Source organism: Streptomyces sp. NBC_00353 (genome assembly GCF_036108815.1).
Lineage (GTDB): Bacteria > Actinomycetota > Actinomycetes > Streptomycetales > Streptomycetaceae > Streptomyces.
In genome coordinates, this window is the sequence record NZ_CP107985.1 from 7,661,516 (window position 1) to 7,676,982 (window position 15,467).

Here is a 15,467-nt window from a genome sequence, read left to right on the forward strand (position 1 = left end):
CAGCAGACGCTGCATCCCCGGTTGGCCTGCCGAGCGCGAGGCCTTTTGGGAGGTACATGCATGTCCGGGACGACCACAGCCCGACTCCGGCTGCGCGCAGCCGCCGACGGTGCCAATCGATGGGTCGTCCTGGTCGTCCTCTGTCTCAGCCTGTTGCTCGTGGCGCTCGACGCGACCGTGCTGCACGTCGCCGTCCCCGCCGTCACCGAGGACCTGCGGCCGAGCGCCGTCGGTCTGCTCTGGATCGTCGACGCCTATCCACTGGTCTGCGCCTCACTGCTGATCCTCTTCGGCACCCTCGGTGACCGGGTCGGCCGCCGCCGCATACTGCTGCTCGGCTACGCCCTCTTCGCGGTCGCCTCCGCGGTTGCCGCGATGGCCGACAGTCCGGGCGTACTCATAGCGGCGCGCGCCCTGCTCGGGGTCGGTGGCGCGATGATCATGCCGGCGACGCTGTCGATCCTCCGCCAGGTCTTCCCCGACCGGCGTGAACGGGCCGTCGCCATCGGGGTGTGGACCGCGGTCGCCGCTGTCGGCGCGGCCATCGGACCGGTCATCGGCGGCTTCCTCGTCGAGCACTTCTGGTGGGGCTCGGTCTTTCTGATCAACATCCCGCTGATGGCCCTCATCCTTCCGGTCGGCCGGCTGCTGCTGCCCGAATCACGGGGCAGCAGTGACGGCCCCTGGGACGTGTTCGGCGCGCTGATGGCCGCGGCCGGAGTACTCGGTGTGGTTTTCGGTGTGAAGCGCGCGGGCACCGGCGAGGGCATTTTCGTCCTCGCCACCCTCGTACCGCTGTTCCTGGGCGGCGCGCTGCTCGTCGCGTTCGTGCGACGGCAGAAGCGCCGTACGCATCCACTGATCGACATCGGGATGTTCGCCAGACCCGCCTTCTCCACCGCGGTCGGCTGCATCGTCCTCGCCATGCTGGCGCTGGTCGGTCTCGAACTGATCGCCGTCCAGTACCTCCAGCTGGTCCTGGGCCTCAGCCCGCTGGAGACCGGTCTGCGGCTGCTGCCGCTCACCTTCGCGGCGATGGCGGCGGGCGCCACCGGCTCGTACACCCTGCGCCGGATCGGCCCGCGCCGGATGGTCGGCTGGGGCTTCGTGCTCACGGCGGCCTCGGTGCTGATCCTGACCCTGATGGGGCAGCACGACCGGCCCGGTCTGCTGACCGTTGCGTTCGTCGTACTCGGCTTCGGGCTCCAGTCCACGCTCTTCGGTGCGTACGAATCGATGCTCAGCGAGGCCCCCGCCGACCGGGCCGGTGGCGCGGCGGCCATCGGCGAGACCTCGTACCAGCTGGGAGCGGGTATGGGGATCGCGCTGCTCGGCAGCGTGATGAACGCCGCCTACACCCCCGGGCTGGCCAGGCTCTCCGGGGCGGGCGTTCCCGCCGAGGCCTCCACCGCCGCATCCCACTCGCTGGGCGAGGCCTATCAGGTGGCGTCCCAGCTGGGCGGTCCGCTGGGCGAGGTGCTGCGCAGCACCGCCCGGCACGCCTTCGTCAACGGTCTGCATGTCACGCTGCTGGTCAGTGCGGGGCTGCTGCTGCTCGGCGCGCTCGCCGCGCTGCGGCTGCCGCGGGTGATGGAGTGCCCGCCGCGGGTTCTCTGCGATCCGCGCGATGTGCAGGACGACCGCGAGTCCCGTGAGGCCCGGGCGTTCCACGGTGCCCCGGGAGCCCCTGGACAGGACCGTCCGAACCGGCCCCGTTCGCTCCCCGTCCGGCGGCAACCCGCCGAGGCCACCGGCTCTGGACGAGCGGCACACTGAGCCGTAACGTCAGCACGACGCCATAACTAACACTGCTAGTTTTAGTACCGTGCGAGCCGCCGGAGGCACTCTCATGTCCACCACCGAGTCCGCTGAGTCCGCGAAGCCGTCGAAGCTGCCGCCGTTCGACCCCGCCGACCCGATCGGCATCGACGATCTGCTCGGCGCCGAGGACCTCGCGATCCGCTCCACCGTCCGTGCCTGGGCCACCGACCGGGTTCTGCCGCACATCGCCGAGTGGTACGAGAACGGCGAGCTGCCCGGCATCCGTGAGCTGGCCCGCGAGCTCGGTTCGATCGGTGCCCTCGGCATGTCCCTCCAGGGGTACGGCTGCGCGGGCGCCACCGCCGTCCAGTACGGGCTGGCCTGCCTGGAGCTCGAAGCGGCGGACTCCGGGATCCGCTCGCTCGTCTCCGTTCAGGGCTCCCTCGCCATGTACGCCATCCACCGCTTCGGCTCGGAGGAGCAGAAGGAGCGGTGGCTGCCCGGGATGGCAGCCGGCGAGATCATCGGCTGCTTCGGGCTCACCGAGCCGGACCACGGCTCCGACCCGGCCGGGATGCGGACGTACGCCAAGCGCGAACCAGGGGGCACCTCCCGCTCGGGCGAGGCCGGGAGCGGGGGAGACTGGGTCCTCAGCGGCCGCAAGATGTGGATCACCAACGGCTCGGTGGCCGGGGTGGCCGTCGTCTGGGCACAGACCGACGAGGGCATCCGCGGCTTCGTCGTGCCGACCGACACCCCCGGCTTCTCGGCGCCCGAGATCAAGCACAAGTGGTCGCTGCGCGCCTCCGTCACCAGTGAGCTGGTGCTCGACGAGGTACGGCTGCCCGCCGATGCCGTACTCCCCGGGGTCACCGGCCTGCGTGGTCCGCTCAGCTGCCTCGGCCACGCCCGCTACGGCATCGTCTGGGGAGCCATGGGCGCCGCACGAGCCAGCTTCGAGGCAGCGGTCGACTATGCGAAGACCCGGGAACAGTTCGGGAGGCCGATCGGCGGCTTCCAGCTCACTCAGGCCAAGCTCGCGGACATGGCCGTCGAACTGCACAAGGGCATCCTGCTCGCCCACCATCTGGGCCGTCGGATGGACGCGGGCAGGCTCCGCCCGGAACAGGTCAGTTTCGGAAAGCTCAACAATGTGCGGGAGGCGATCGAGATCTGCCGCACGTCACGGACAATTCTCGGCGCCAACGGGATCTCGCTCGAATACCCGGTGATGCGGCATGCGACGAATCTGGAGTCGGTGCTCACCTACGAGGGCACCGTGGAGATGCACCAGCTGGTGCTGGGCAAGGCGCTCACCGGTCTGGACGCATTCCGGTAGAACGGGACGCCGGCCGGACCGATCCGGCGAGCGTCCTGCTCAGCTCTGGTTGAAGAAGCCGTCGGCCGGTCGGCCGGCGGCTTCGCCGCTGACCACGTGGGTGTCGGCCGGGGTCAGCAGGAAGACGCGGGTGGCTACGCGGTCGATCGACCCGCGCAGTCCGAAGATCAGCCCCGCGGCGAAGTCCACGACCCGCTTCGCGTCCGAGGGGTCCATGGCCGTGAGGTTCATGATCACCGGGACGCCGTCCCGGAAGAGTTCGCCGATGCCGCGGGCATCCCGGAAGCTGTCCGGGGTGACTGTGGCGATCCGGCGGCCCGTCTCCTCGGCCGCCTCGGAGACCACCTGCACCCGTGGGTCGGTCACCCAGGCATTGCCGGTCCCGGTCCGTGCACCCTCGGCGTACTCGTCGTCGTCGTCGTAGTAACGCTCGTCGTTGTCCTCTACGAGGCCCAGCCAGGCACTCGCCTTGCGCACCGATCCCATGGACGCCTCCTCTCACCGCGGTTCCTTGGTGTTCCGCATCTCATTCGTATCCCTATGGTCGACCATGATGCGGATCGTGCGCCAAGTGGATAGTCGGCGCGCAGGGGATTCGTGACGTTACTGGTGCAGAAGATGTGGCGATTCGTCAAGGTTCCTCCTGCATAGGGCCCCTGGTGAAAAGAAAATATGATGTCCCGGTCCGTACGGGTGACGTGGGGTGCGTACGGGTGAACGGTTCACTCGATACGATGCCCGTCGCGCACACGCACGAGTGCGGCGCACAACGGAGCGACTCTCGGGGGATCGTCGTGTTCGGAATAGTCAGGCCCTGCGCCCATCGGTTGTCGGAGGGCCTCAAGGCCGAGTGGATGGCCCATCTCTGCGGGCTCTGCCTCGCACTTCGCTCGGACCACGGGCAGTTCGCCCGGATCGTCACGAACTATGACGGCCTGATCGTCTCGGTTCTGACGGAGGCTCAGGCCGAGCGCACCACCGGATGGCGACGCACCGCGGGGCCCTGTCCACTGCGTTCCATGCGGACCGCTCCGGTCGCCCGCGGCGAGGGGGCCAGGCTGGCAGCCGCCGTCTCGCTGGTGCTCGCCTCGGCGAAGGTACGGGACCACATAGCGGACCGGGACGGGCTGTTGAGTCGCCGCCCGGTCGCCGCGGCCGCCCGCCGGGTCGCCGCGGGCTGGGACCGGGCCGGGGCGCGTACCGGCGCGGAGCTGGGGTTCGACACCGCCGTCCTCGTGGACGCCGTCGACCGGCAGACCGGCATCGAACGGCTCGCCGGGCCGGGCACCCCGCTGCTGACGGTCACGGAGCCCACCGAGACGGCCACCGCGGCGGCCTTCGCCCACACCGCCGCACTCGCGGGCCGACCGCGGAACGCCGAACCCCTCGCCGAGGCCGGCCGGCTCTTCGGGCGGCTCGCCCATCTGCTGGATGCCGTGGAGGACCAGGAAGCTGACGCCGCGTCGGGTGCCTGGAACCCGCTCACCGCCACCGGCACCTCGCGCGCCGAGGCCCGACGGTTGTGCGACGACGCGCTGCGTGGTGTACGGCTGGCGCTGCGCGACGCCGAATTCACCGACGACAAGCTGACGCATCTGCTGCTCGTGCACGAACTGCGGCGTTCGGTGGACCGGGCCTTCGCCACGCAGACGTGCTCGCACCAGGAGGATGCCCAGCGCACCGGCGGGGATCTGACGGACAGCCGGCAGGCGGAGTCCTCCCCGAAGGCGCCGAGCGACGCGGCGGGGCTGCGGCAGACCGGGTCCTTCGGGCCGCCGCCGGGCAATCCGTACGCGCCGAACAACCCCGGCAGCCCGTTCGGCCCGCCCCAGCCCCCGCCGGAGCCGCCGCGCGACCGGCGTGGGCTGATCACGGGCTGCCTGGTGTGGGCGGGCCTCGCCTGCACCTGCCAGATGTGCTGCGGGACCTTCGAGGACCCGTGGAGCCGGCAGCGGCGCGAGGGGCTGTGCAGCCAGTGCGACTGCAGCGACTGCTGCGATGCGTGCGACTGCTGCAGCAACTGCGGGGACTGCTGCAGCTCCTGCGACTGCTGCGACTGCGACTGCGGGTGCGACTGCTGAGCCACTCCTCGGACCGGCTCAGCGGCCCCGGGATCACTTGATCTCGGGCGGCGAGATCTGCGAGGACTCGATCGCCGACGCGCCGATGCCCCACTTCTTCAGGATGCGGTCGTACGTCCCGTCCGCCTTGAGTCCGTTGACCGCCGCCTGGAAGGCGGGCGCCAGCGGGGTGCCCTTCTTGAACGCGAAGCCGACATCGAGCCGCTTGAACTCATTGAGGAAGCGCACGCCCTGCTGCTGGTCCACCGCATAGCGCAACCCGTTGATGGTCGACATCACCACGTCACTGCGGCCCTGCTGGAGCGAGGCCCAGACGGCCGCCAGATCGGAGTAGGTCTTCACGTCGTACGGCTTCTTGCCCGCCTCGGCGCACCGGTGTTTGTTCTCCTCCAGCGTCACCTCGAAGGTGGTACCCGCGGCGGTGCCCACGGTCAGGCCGCAGAGCTGGGTGAGATCGGTGACCTTCGCCAGTTTGCTGTCGTCGCGGACCGCGAAGCCCTGCCCGTCATTGAGGTACGTGACGAAGTCGATCGTCCGGCGACGCTCGTCGGTGACCCCGAAGTTTCCCGTCCCCAGGTCGTACTTCCCGCTGCCCAGCGCAGGCAGGATCGCCTCGAAGGCAGCCACCTCGCGCTTCAGCTTCAGCCCCAGCGCCCTGGCCACGGCGTCCGCGACGTCGATGTCGGTGCCGGCCACGGTCTTCCCGTCCGGCAGATAGGTGGCGCCGGGCGGCGTGCCGACGCTGGAGGCGATGGTCAGTGTGCCGGAGGCGCGGACCTCGGCGGGCAGCAGCGCGGCCGCGGCCTTGTTCTTCTTCACCGACGACACGACGTCCTGCGTCGGAATCTTCCCCTTGGCGGAGGTGGCCGGGCCGGCCGCGCCGGCCGGAGCGGCTGCCGGATCGCCGGACCCGCACGCGGTGAGGGCGAATGCGGCGACGGTGATCAGCGCGAAGGCGGCGGTGTGCCGGGTACGGGGCATGAGGTGTGGTTCTCCAGGTTCGTCGACCGTGTGCGGGCAGCCGGGCAGCGCCGGGCGGCGCGCCACGGCAGCACGGCCACGGGCGGGGCGAAGGAAGAGCGGAAGGAGCTCGGAACGGCGAACAGCCTGAGGGGAGGGTGCAGCGATGTTGTGTACGTGAAGACGCGCAGGGAACGGTGCTCAGGCGCCGGACACGGCGCGAGGCACGGACGCGAGGAACCGCAGGGGGTCAGCTCAACAGGAGGAGGACCACACGCGACCGAAGTCGATGTGGGAGCGCTTGACCAGCCACTGCTGCGAATGCATGGCCCAAGTGGAACAGGCGATCCACTGGTCCGTCAACTGACCTGAGACGTATGGCTCACAGTGTGGACAGGCTTGACAATATGTTGTGAACAGCGCTTACCTCGGAAGCGGATCGCGCTGAGGGGCCCGGTCCGCGTTGTGTTTTCCGTGAAGGCACGTCCCGTGTTCGATCTCTGCATCCACGGAGCCTTCGCATGTCTGCGCAGACAGATGCCTTTCCTCAATCACGCCCGGCCCCGCTCTCCGAGAACAGCGGCAAGGACAACGACGCCGACCACCTGCACATCGTCCCTGCGCGCCGAACAGGTCAGTGGGCAGCGGCCGTTGTGGTCCTGCTGCTACTCGCCCTGGCGCTGAACTCCGTCATCCGCAACGACGCCTTCCAGTGGGACGTCGTCGGCGACTACTTCACCACCGCCTCCGTCCTGCGCGGCCTCGGCCTCACCCTCTGGCTCACCGCCCTCGTCATGGCGCTCGGCTTCGCCCTCGGCACACTGCTGGCCGTACTCAGACTCTCCACCAACCGCGTGCTCCAGGCGGTCAGTTGGGGCTACGTCTGGCTCTTCAGGTCCACCCCGATCCTGGTCCAGCTGCTCTTCTGGTTCAACATCGGCGCGCTCTACCCGGAGATCCTCGGTGTCCGTACGGTGAACCTCCTCGGGCCCGTCACGGTCGCCGTCATCGGCCTCACCCTGCACGAGGCCGCGTACGCGGCCGAAGTGGTCCGCGGTGGCATCCTGTCCGTCGAGCGCGGGCAGATCGAGGCCGCACAGTCGCTGGGCCTCGGCGCCTGGCGCCGGTTCCGCCGGATCGTGCTGCCGCAGGCGATGCGCTCCATCGTCCCGCCCGCCGGGAACATGCTGATCGGCACGCTCAAGGGCACCTCGATCGTCAGCATCATCGCCGTGCAGGACCTGCTCTATTCGGTGCAGCTCGTGTACCACCGCACCTACCAGGTGATCCCGCTGCTGCTTGTCGCCACTCTCTGGTACGTGGTGGTCACCTCGCTGCTCAGCGTCGGCCAGCACTACATCGAACGGCACTACGCCCGTGGCACGGCGGGTGCCCGGTGAGCGTCGGACCGGCTCTCGTCATCGTCGGCGCCGGGCCGCGCGGCACCGGCCTCATCGAGCGCATCGCCGCCAACGCCCCCGAGCTGTACGAGGGCCGGCGGCTGGACATCCATCTCGTCGACCCGCACCCGCCCGGCGGCGGCCGGATCTGGCGGCACGACCAGTCCCCGTTGCTCTGGATGAACTCCATGGCCGAGGACGTCACCATGTTCACCGACGACACGGTCCAGCAGGAGGGACCGATACGTCCGGGGCCCGCACTGCACACCTGGGCGGCCGGCGTCCGCGACGGCCGGGTCACCCCGGAGGTCGAACCGGAACTCCTCGCCCAGATAAAGGCGTTGGGAGGCCAGGACTTCCCGAGCAGACGGCTGCAGAGCGCCTATCTGACATGGGTGTACGAGCAGGCGGTGGCCGCACTTCCGGCGGGCATCACCGTGCATCGGCACCGTGGACACGCCCTGCGCGTCACCGGACAGCGCGACGGCCGTCAGCACGTCTGGCTGGAGGGCCGCGACGAACCGCTGACCGCCGACCTCGTCGTGCTCACCATCGGTCACCTGGATGCCGAACCCGCCCCCGAACACGTCGAGTTGACCGAGTTCGCGGACCGGCACGGGCTGGTCCACCTGCCGCCCGACTTCACCGCCGACAGCGACCTGACCGCCCTGCCCGCCGGTGAACCGGTCATCGTCCGGGGCTTCGGGCTCGCCTTCATCGATCTGATGGTGCTGCTGACCGAGGGACGCGGCGGACGGTACGAGAACGGCGAGTACCTGCCCTCCGGGAAGGAGCCCGTGCTGCACATCGGATCGCGGCGCGGTGTCCCGTACCACTCCAAGATCGGCTACGGCTGGCAGGGCGAACGGCCGCCGCTGCCACGCTTCCTGGGCCCGGACCAGGCCGAAGAGCTGCTGAGCCGGCCCGGCCCGCTCGACTTCCGGCGCGATGTGTGGCCACTCGTCGACAAGGAACTCGGATACGCCCACTACCACCGGCTCTTCACCGTCCACGCCGAGCGCACGACCGTCGACCGGCAGGTCTTCGAGGAGAAGTACGCGGCCGCCGAACCGGGCAGCCAGGAACTGCGTGCCCTCGTCGTCGCCGCCGTCCCCGACCCCGCCGACCGGCTCGACCTCGAAGCGCTCGACCACCCGCTGGACGGCGTGCGCCACCCGTCGTACGACGCACTCCAGGTCGGGCTGCGCGACTACATCACCGCCGACCTCGACCGCCGGCACGACCCCGCCCACAGCGAGGACCTCGCCGTCTTCCTCGGACTGCTCTCCGTCTACGGGCAGTTGATGCGGTTCGGTGACATCGGCGGCTGGTGGCACGGCTTCTTCAGCTACCTCGCGTCCGGCCCGCCGGGACCACGGCTGCACCAGCTGCTCGCGCTCTCCAGGGCCGGGGTCGTCCGCTTCCTCGGTGCGGGGATGACCGTCGAGGCGGACGAGGAACGGGGCGTCTTCCGGGCCGGCAGCGCCACCGTGCCGGGGGAGTGGATCGAGGCCCGCGCACTGGTCGAGGCCCGGCTGCCGGATCCGTCACTGGAGCGCACCCGCAGCCCGATCCTTCAGTCGCTGTACGAGGACGGAGCCGCCGCCACCGCCACCGGGCTGCTCTCCGTCGACCCCGACGACGGCCGGATCCTGGGCCGTGACGGCCGCCCGCACCCCCGGCGCTTCGCCCTCGGCCCGCACACCACCGCGCGGGTCAGCGGCGCCTTCACCCGGCCGCGCACCGGCGGCCCGGCGTTCCGGCAGAACGACGCCACCGCACGGACGGCTCTGGCGTTCCTTTGCGACCTGCTCTGTAGCGACGGCGGCGACCGCAGCAACGGAACGGACGGCAGCGGCCGCCTCAGCGCCTGACCGCGGCGCCGTCCCACCTCCGTACCCCTCAGTCCCATGGCTCGTATCCCAAGGAATCCTCATGTCGCTTACCAGCGATCCACCTCTCGACAAAGCGACCGGTCCACGGGCCGATGACGCCTCCGCCATCGACTACGGCGCGCTCACCGTCGTCCCGGTGCGCCACCCCTGGCGCTGGGCCGCCGTCGTCGCCACCGCCGTCCTGCTCGCCCAGTTCCTGCACGGTCTGGTGACCAACCCCGGCTGGGAGTGGGACGTCTTCGCCCGCTTCTTCACCGCCGAGACCATCCTCAAGGCCGTCTGGATCACCCTCCAACTGACCTTCTACGGAACGGTGCTCGGCTTCGCGCTCGGCATCGTGCTCGCCTTCATGCGGCTGTCGGCCAGCCCGTTCCTCGGCGCGGTCGCCTACGCGTACATCTGGGCGTTCCGCTCCATACCACTCATCGTCCAGCTGCTCTTCTGGTTCAACCTCGCCTACCTCTACAAGGAGTTGCAGTTCGGCATCCCGTTCGGGCCCGGCTTCTTCTCCTTCGACACGATGAACCTCGTCGGCGCGATGAGCGCGGCCGTCCTCGGGCTCGCACTGCACCAGGCGGCCTACGCGGCGGAGATCGTCCGCGGCGGCGTTCTCGCCGTGGACAGCGGCCAGTTGGAGGCGGCCGCCGCGCTCGGGATCCCCCGGCACCGGCAGTTGTGGCGGATCGTGCTGCCGCAGGCGATGCGTTCCATCCTGCCGAACGCCGCCAACGAGATCATCTCGCTCTTCAAGGGCACCTCGATCGTCTCCGTGATGGCGATCGGCGAACTCTTCTACCAGGTGCAGGTCGTCTACGGACGCAACGGCAGGGTCGTGCCTCTGCTGATGGTGGCCACCGTCTGGTACATCCTCCTGACCACCGTGCTCTCCGTCCTCCAGTACTACGTCGAACGTCACTACGCCAAGGGGGCCGCGCGATGAGCGCCACCACGACCGATTCCACGGATGCCGTCCCGGACGCCATGGTCGAGATCCGCGCCGTGCACAAGAGCTTCGGCACCCTCGAAGTCCTGCGCGGCATCGATCTGTCCGTTCGCTCCGGAGAGGTGACCGTCGTCCTCGGCCCTTCCGGGTCCGGCAAATCCACCCTGCTGCGCACCATCAACCACCTGGAGAAGGTCGACAACGGCTGGATCAGCGTCGACGGCACCCTGGTCGGCTACCGCAGGGACGGCAACAAACTGTACGAGCTCCGCGAGCGTGAGGTCCTGCGCCAGCGCACCCGGATCGGCTTCGTCTTCCAGAACTTCAATCTCTTCCCGCACCTCACGGTCCTGGAGAACATCATCGAGGCGCCGGTCTCCGCCCTGCGCCGCCCCCGCAAGGACGCGGTCGCCGCCGCCGAGAAGCTCCTCGCCCGGGTCGGACTCGCCGACAAGGCGGGGGCGTACCCGAAGCAGCTCTCCGGCGGGCAACAGCAACGCGTCGCCATCGCCCGCGCGCTCGCTCTCGAACCGAAGCTGCTGCTCTTCGACGAGCCGACCTCGGCGCTCGACCCCGAGCTGGTCGGCGAAGTCCTCGATGTCATAAAGGACTTGGCGCACGGCGGCACCACGATGATCGTCGTCACGCACGAGATCGGCTTCGCCCGCGAGGTCGCCGACACCGTCGTCTTCATGGACGAGGGACGGATCGTCGAGCAGGGCGCCCCCGCCGACGTACTCGACCGTCCGGAACATCCGCGCACCCGCGCCTTCCTCTCCAAGGTCCTGTGACCCCGATGTCCCCTTCCACCCTTTCCAGCCCTTCCGCACCGTCTGCAAGGAGCGCCCACGTGTCCGTCCGCCGTACCCTCGCCACCACGCTCGCCACCCTCACCGCCGCCGGACTCCTCACGGCCTGCGGTACGAGCGACGCCGCCACCGACGAGATCAACCCGAAGGGACAGCGGGGCACCGGCATCAACATCGGGCCCGACCAGCACCGGATCCGGGAGAAGAAGGTCGACGCCATCGCGGCGAAGGTGCCGGCCGCCGTCCGCGAACGCGGCACGCTGCGGCTGGGCGCGAGCGCCGACGCCTCGCCCCCGCTCGGCTTCTACGCCACCGACGACAAGACCCGGATCGGCTCCGAGATCGACATAGCGACCCTGATCGCCGACACGCTCGGGCTGAAGCCCGAGTTCGAGGAGGTCTCCTGGGAGAACCTCTTCGTCGGCCTCGACAGCTCCAAGTTCGACGGCGTCCTGTCGAACGTCACAGTCACCGAGGAACGCAAGGAGAAGTACGACTTCGCGACCTACCGGCTCGACAACATCGCCTTCGAGGCCAAGAAGGGCTCCGGCTGGAAGGTGAAGGGCCCCAAGGACGTGGCGGGGAAGACCGTCGCCGTCGCGTCCGGCACCAACCAGGAGAAGATCCTCGTCGACTGGAGCGAGCAGAACGTCAAGGCCGGGCGCAAGCCGGTGGACATCAAGTACTTCCAGAAGGACACCGACTACTACCTGGCCCTGCAGTCCGGCCGGATCGACGGCTATCTCGGCCCCAGCCCGTCGGTGAACTACCACGTGGCGTCGGCGGCCCAGTCCGAGGTCGTCGGCACGCTGTCGGGCGGCGGCGACGGCCTCCAGGGGAAGATCGCCGCCACCACGAAGAAGGACAGCGGCCTGGTCGAGGCGTACGCGGCCGCCATCGACCACATCATCGAAGACGGCTCGTACGCCAAGGTCCTGGGGCGCTGGGGGCTCTCCAACGAGGCCGTCGAGAAGTCCGAGATCAACCCGCCCGGCCTTCCCAAGCCCAAGAACTGAGCCCGAGAGGTACGCACAGCAATGTCTGCCACCACCGCTCTTCACCTGGCCGCCGAGATCGGCGGCCCACCCCACTACGACGCCCGGCACTACGTCGAGCTCGCCCGGCTCGCCGAGCGCGGGACACTCGACTTCGTGACCCTCGGCGACTCGTTCGCCCGCCCCGGGCTCGACGCGCTCGCCGTGCTCTCCCGGGTCGCGCCCGCCACCCGCAGGATCGGGCTGGTGCCGACCGTCACCACCACCCACACCGAGCCGTTCCATGTCTCGTCCGCCGTGGCCACCCTGGACTGGGTGAGCCGCGGCCGGGCGGGCTGGAGCGCCGAGGTGTCGACGACCGAGGCCGAGGCCCGGCTGTTCGGCCGGCGGTCCGCCGCGCCCGCCGCCGAGCTGTGGCGCGAGGCGGGCGAAACCGCCGATGTCGGCGCCCGGCTGTGGGACAGCTGGGAGGACGACGCGGAGATCCGGGATGTCGCCACCGGCCGCTTCGTCGACCGCGACAAGCTGCACTACGTCGACTTCGAGGGCGCGACGTTCACCGTCCGCGGACCGGCCATCGTGCCCAGGCCCCCGCAGGGCCACCCGGTCACCGTGATCGACGGGACGGGAGGACCGGGCCAGGAGGCCGCCGCGCGCCACGCCGATGTCGTACTCGTACGGGCCACCGGGCCCGAGCAGGCCGCGGGCATCCGGGCGGACGTACGGCACCGCGCCGCGGCGTACGGCCGCGACCCCGACACCCTGCGGGTGCTGGTGGCGCTCACCGTCGACCTCGGGGACGCCGAGACCGCGCCGGAACCCGGTCTGGAGAGCGGACCGCCGCTCGCCGCCGGGGGCTCGTACTACCGGGGCGGCCCGGTCGACCTCGCCGAACTGATCGCCCAGTGGCACCGGGCCGGAGCCGTCGACGGCTTCCACCTCACGCCCATCACACCGGAGCGCGATCTCGAACGGATCGTCAACGGAACCGTGGCCCTGCTTCAGCACCGCAGCCTGTTCCGCACCTTCTACCCGGGAGGCACGCTCCGCGAGCACCTGGGACTGGCGCGCCCGGCGAACCGATACGCCCTTGCGGAGGGACGAGCATGACCGCACCGACGCGGAAGCAGATGCATCTGGCGGCCCACTTCCCCGGCGTGAACAACACCACCGTCTGGACCGACCCCCGCTCGAAGAGCCAGATCGACTTCTCCTCCTTCGAGCACCTCGCCCGCACGGCGGAACGCGGCAGGTTCGACTTCTTCTTCCTCGCGGAGGGGCTCCGGCTGCGCGAGCACAACGGGCGGATCCACGATCTGGACGTGGTCGGCCGACCCGAGTCCCTCACGGTGCTGAGCGCCCTGGCCGCCGTCACCGACCGGCTCGGTCTCGCCGCCACCGTCAACGCGACCTTCAACGAGCCGTACGAACTGGCCCGGCGGCTCGCCACCCTCGACCACCTCAGCGACGGCCGGGCCGCCTGGAACGTCGTCACCTCCTCCGACGCCTTCACCGGGGAGAACTTCCGGCGCGGCGGCTATCTCGACCGGGCCGACCGCTACACCCGGGCCGCCGAGTTCGTCGCCACGGCCCGTGAACTGTGGGACACCTGGACCCCCGACGGAACCCCGCGCCCCTTCCGTCACCAGGGGCGGCACTTCACCATCGAGGGCGAGTTCACCGTCCCGCGCTCCCCGCAGGGCCACCCGGTCGTCATCCAGGCCGGGGACTCCCCGGAGGGCCGAGAGTTCGCCGCGTCCGCCGCCGACGTCATCTTCACCCGGCACGGCACCCTGGAGGCGGGCCGCACCTTCTACTCCGACGTCAAGGCGCGGCTGGCGAAGTACGGCCGGCAACCCGACGATCTGAAGATCATGCCCGGGGTCACCTTCGTCCTCGGCGACAGCGACGCCGAGGCCCAGGAGCGGGCGGCCGAGATCCGGCGCCAGCAGATCTCCCCGCAGAACGCGATCCTCGCCCTGGAACAGGTCTGGGGCCGCGACCTCTCCTCGTACGATCCGGACGGGCCGCTCCCCGAGATCGACCCGGACCCCGATTCCGGGCTGGTCCAGGGCCGGGTCAGGATCGGTGACCCGCTCGCCGTCGCGGCTCGGTGGCGCGCGCTGTCCGAGGCCAAGGGGTTGTCCATCCGGCAGACGGTCATCGAGACGACGGGGCGGCAGTCGTTCATCGGCAGCCCGGAGACGGTCGCCTCGGAGCTCGTCGAGTTCGTCTCGACCGACGCGGCCGACGGCTTCATCCTCGTACCGCATCTCACCCCGGGCGGCCTCGACGACTTCGTCGACCGGGTCGTCCCGCTCCTCCAGGAACGCGGAGCCTTCCGCTCCGAATACACCGGTCTCACTCTCCGGTCCCATCTCGGGCTGGCCGATCCGGTAGGGAAGGATTGATCGCATGAGCACGGACACGCAGCAGGCGCAACAAGTGGGACAGGCGGAGCAGGCGGAGCAGGCGGAGCAGGAATGGATCCGCTGGCACGAGGAGCGCACCGCCACGGTCTCGGCACCGTACGGACCGCTCTCCCTCACCGGCACGCACTGGCTGTCCGACCACCCGGAGGGTCGAATTCCGGCCGTCCCCGGGCAGTGGCGGGAGGACGGCGACGAGGTGGTGCTCACAGCCGTGGCCGAGGACGGGCTCACCGTCGACGGGAAGCCCTTCACCGGCGAGGTGCGGCTCACCGCGGACGGCGTTGCGATCGAAACCTCCCGCGTCGCACACGGCGAGCGGCGGCTGGTCGTGCTGAGCCGTGAAGGGCTGTGGGCGGTACGGGACTTCGACCCGGACTCCGAAGCGCGAAAGACCTTCCGGGCCATCGAGGCGACGTCGTACGACGCCCGCTGGGCGCTGACGGGCACCTTCCGTCCGTACGACACCACCCGCTCGGTCCGGGTCGAGAACGCCGACGGAGTCGAGCGCGGACTCGGTCTCGGCGGAGAGATCGCCTTCGAGGTGGACGGAACGGAGCACACCCTCCAGGTCACCGTCGAGCAGGACGGCTCGCTCTGGGCGGTCTTCGCCGACGCCACCAGCGGGAGGAGCAGCTTTCGCTTCCGCTTCCTGCGGCCCGCGGCGCCGGCCGAGGACGGCAGTGTGACGGTCGACCTCAACCGCGCCGTGCTGCCGCCGTGCGCCTTCGCCGACCACTTCATCTGCCCCTTCCCGCCCCCCGGCAACACCCTTCCCGTCGCCGTCGAGGCGGGGGAGCGGAACCGGATCGACAACTGACGTACCGCTGACGTACCGGCGACACACCCTCATAT

At 70.1% G+C, this 15,467-nt stretch carries 13 protein-coding genes; 11 read left to right on the plus strand and 2 right to left on the minus strand.

The window, feature by feature from the left end; translation table 11 throughout:
* Positions 1-60 precede the first annotated feature (60 nt).
* Positions 61-1,776 carry an MFS transporter gene (locus OHA88_RS34570; protein WP_328628382.1) on the plus strand — a complete coding sequence of 572 codons (1,716 nt, stop codon included), beginning with the start codon at positions 61-63 and terminating at the stop codon, positions 1,774-1,776.
* A gap of 73 nt (positions 1,777-1,849) precedes the next feature.
* Positions 1,850-3,100 (plus strand): acyl-CoA dehydrogenase family protein, encoded by a 1,251-nt coding sequence (locus OHA88_RS34575; protein WP_328628383.1) that lies wholly within the window; start codon positions 1,850-1,852, stop codon positions 3,098-3,100.
* Positions 3,101-3,139: 39 nt separating this feature from the next.
* Here the strand turns inward: OHA88_RS34575 and OHA88_RS34580 are convergent, their stop codons facing one another.
* Positions 3,140-3,586: a cell division protein SepF gene (locus OHA88_RS34580; protein WP_030917985.1), complete on the minus strand. Its 447-nt coding sequence runs from the start codon at positions 3,584-3,586 to the stop codon at positions 3,140-3,142.
* 308 nt (positions 3,587-3,894) lie between these two features.
* On the opposite strand from OHA88_RS34580, the gene OHA88_RS34585 reads away from it, so the two are divergent.
* Positions 3,895-5,181 carry a DUF5685 family protein gene (locus tag OHA88_RS34585; RefSeq protein WP_328628384.1) on the plus strand — a complete coding sequence of 429 codons (1,287 nt, stop codon included), beginning with the start codon at positions 3,895-3,897 and terminating at the stop codon, positions 5,179-5,181.
* Between the two features lie 33 nt (positions 5,182-5,214).
* Here the strand turns inward: OHA88_RS34585 and OHA88_RS34590 are convergent, their stop codons facing one another.
* A complete protein-coding gene (locus OHA88_RS34590) occupies positions 5,215-6,162 on the minus strand; it encodes an ABC transporter substrate-binding protein (protein WP_328628385.1) in 948 nt (315 codons plus the stop codon).
* Positions 6,163-6,662: 500 nt separating this feature from the next.
* On the opposite strand from OHA88_RS34590, the gene OHA88_RS34595 reads away from it, so the two are divergent.
* From OHA88_RS34595 to OHA88_RS34630, 8 genes are all read left to right on the plus strand, one after another.
* Entirely contained in the window at positions 6,663-7,541 is an 879-nt protein-coding gene (locus tag OHA88_RS34595; protein ID WP_328628386.1) for an amino acid ABC transporter permease, read from the plus strand.
* Positions 7,538-9,415, plus strand: a complete 1,878-nt coding sequence (locus OHA88_RS34600; RefSeq protein WP_328628387.1) for an FAD/NAD(P)-binding protein — start codon at positions 7,538-7,540, stop codon at positions 9,413-9,415. The genes OHA88_RS34595 and OHA88_RS34600 overlap by 4 nt, the downstream gene beginning before the upstream one ends.
* Positions 9,416-9,476: 61 nt before the next feature.
* Positions 9,477-10,376 carry an amino acid ABC transporter permease gene (locus OHA88_RS34605; RefSeq protein ID WP_267005946.1) on the plus strand — a complete coding sequence of 300 codons (900 nt, stop codon included), beginning with the start codon at positions 9,477-9,479 and terminating at the stop codon, positions 10,374-10,376.
* A gap of 41 nt (positions 10,377-10,417) precedes the next feature.
* On the plus strand, positions 10,418-11,170 hold the full coding sequence (locus tag OHA88_RS34610; RefSeq protein ID WP_328629862.1) for an amino acid ABC transporter ATP-binding protein: 753 nt from the start codon (positions 10,418-10,420) through the stop codon (positions 11,168-11,170).
* A 59-nt stretch (positions 11,171-11,229) separates the two neighbouring features.
* Positions 11,230-12,204: an ABC transporter substrate-binding protein gene (locus tag OHA88_RS34615; RefSeq protein ID WP_328628388.1), complete on the plus strand. Its 975-nt coding sequence runs from the start codon at positions 11,230-11,232 to the stop codon at positions 12,202-12,204.
* Between the two features lie 21 nt (positions 12,205-12,225).
* Entirely contained in the window at positions 12,226-13,293 is a 1,068-nt protein-coding gene (locus tag OHA88_RS34620) for an LLM class flavin-dependent oxidoreductase (protein WP_328628389.1), read from the plus strand.
* Positions 13,290-14,594: an NtaA/DmoA family FMN-dependent monooxygenase gene (locus OHA88_RS34625; protein WP_328628390.1), complete on the plus strand. Its 1,305-nt coding sequence runs from the start codon at positions 13,290-13,292 to the stop codon at positions 14,592-14,594. The genes OHA88_RS34620 and OHA88_RS34625 overlap by 4 nt, the downstream gene beginning before the upstream one ends.
* 4 nt (positions 14,595-14,598) lie before the next feature.
* On the plus strand, positions 14,599-15,432 hold the full coding sequence (locus OHA88_RS34630; RefSeq protein WP_328628391.1) for a DUF1684 domain-containing protein: 834 nt from the start codon (positions 14,599-14,601) through the stop codon (positions 15,430-15,432).
* The last annotated feature ends 35 nt before the right edge of the window (positions 15,433-15,467 follow it).

Excerpts from the sequence above, each read along its gene's own strand:
- OHA88_RS34630 (WP_328628391.1), top strand. The coding sequence starts at position 14,599 with ATGAGCACGGACACGCAGCAGGCGCAACAAGTGGGACAGGCGGAGCAG.
- OHA88_RS34605 (WP_267005946.1), top strand. The coding sequence starts at position 9,477 with ATGTCGCTTACCAGCGATCCACCTCTCGACAAAGCGACCGGTCCACGG.
- OHA88_RS34580 (WP_030917985.1), bottom strand. The coding sequence starts at position 3,586 with ATGGGATCGGTGCGCAAGGCGAGTGCCTGGCTGGGCCTCGTAGAGGAC.
- OHA88_RS34595 (WP_328628386.1), top strand. The coding sequence starts at position 6,663 with ATGTCTGCGCAGACAGATGCCTTTCCTCAATCACGCCCGGCCCCGCTC.
- OHA88_RS34570 (WP_328628382.1), top strand. The coding sequence starts at position 61 with ATGTCCGGGACGACCACAGCCCGACTCCGGCTGCGCGCAGCCGCCGAC.
- OHA88_RS34590 (WP_328628385.1), bottom strand. The coding sequence starts at position 6,162 with ATGCCCCGTACCCGGCACACCGCCGCCTTCGCGCTGATCACCGTCGCC.
- OHA88_RS34625 (WP_328628390.1), top strand. The coding sequence starts at position 13,290 with ATGACCGCACCGACGCGGAAGCAGATGCATCTGGCGGCCCACTTCCCC.
- OHA88_RS34610 (WP_328629862.1), top strand. The coding sequence starts at position 10,418 with ATGGTCGAGATCCGCGCCGTGCACAAGAGCTTCGGCACCCTCGAAGTC.
- OHA88_RS34575 (WP_328628383.1), top strand. The coding sequence starts at position 1,850 with ATGTCCACCACCGAGTCCGCTGAGTCCGCGAAGCCGTCGAAGCTGCCG.
- OHA88_RS34620 (WP_328628389.1), top strand. The coding sequence starts at position 12,226 with ATGTCTGCCACCACCGCTCTTCACCTGGCCGCCGAGATCGGCGGCCCA.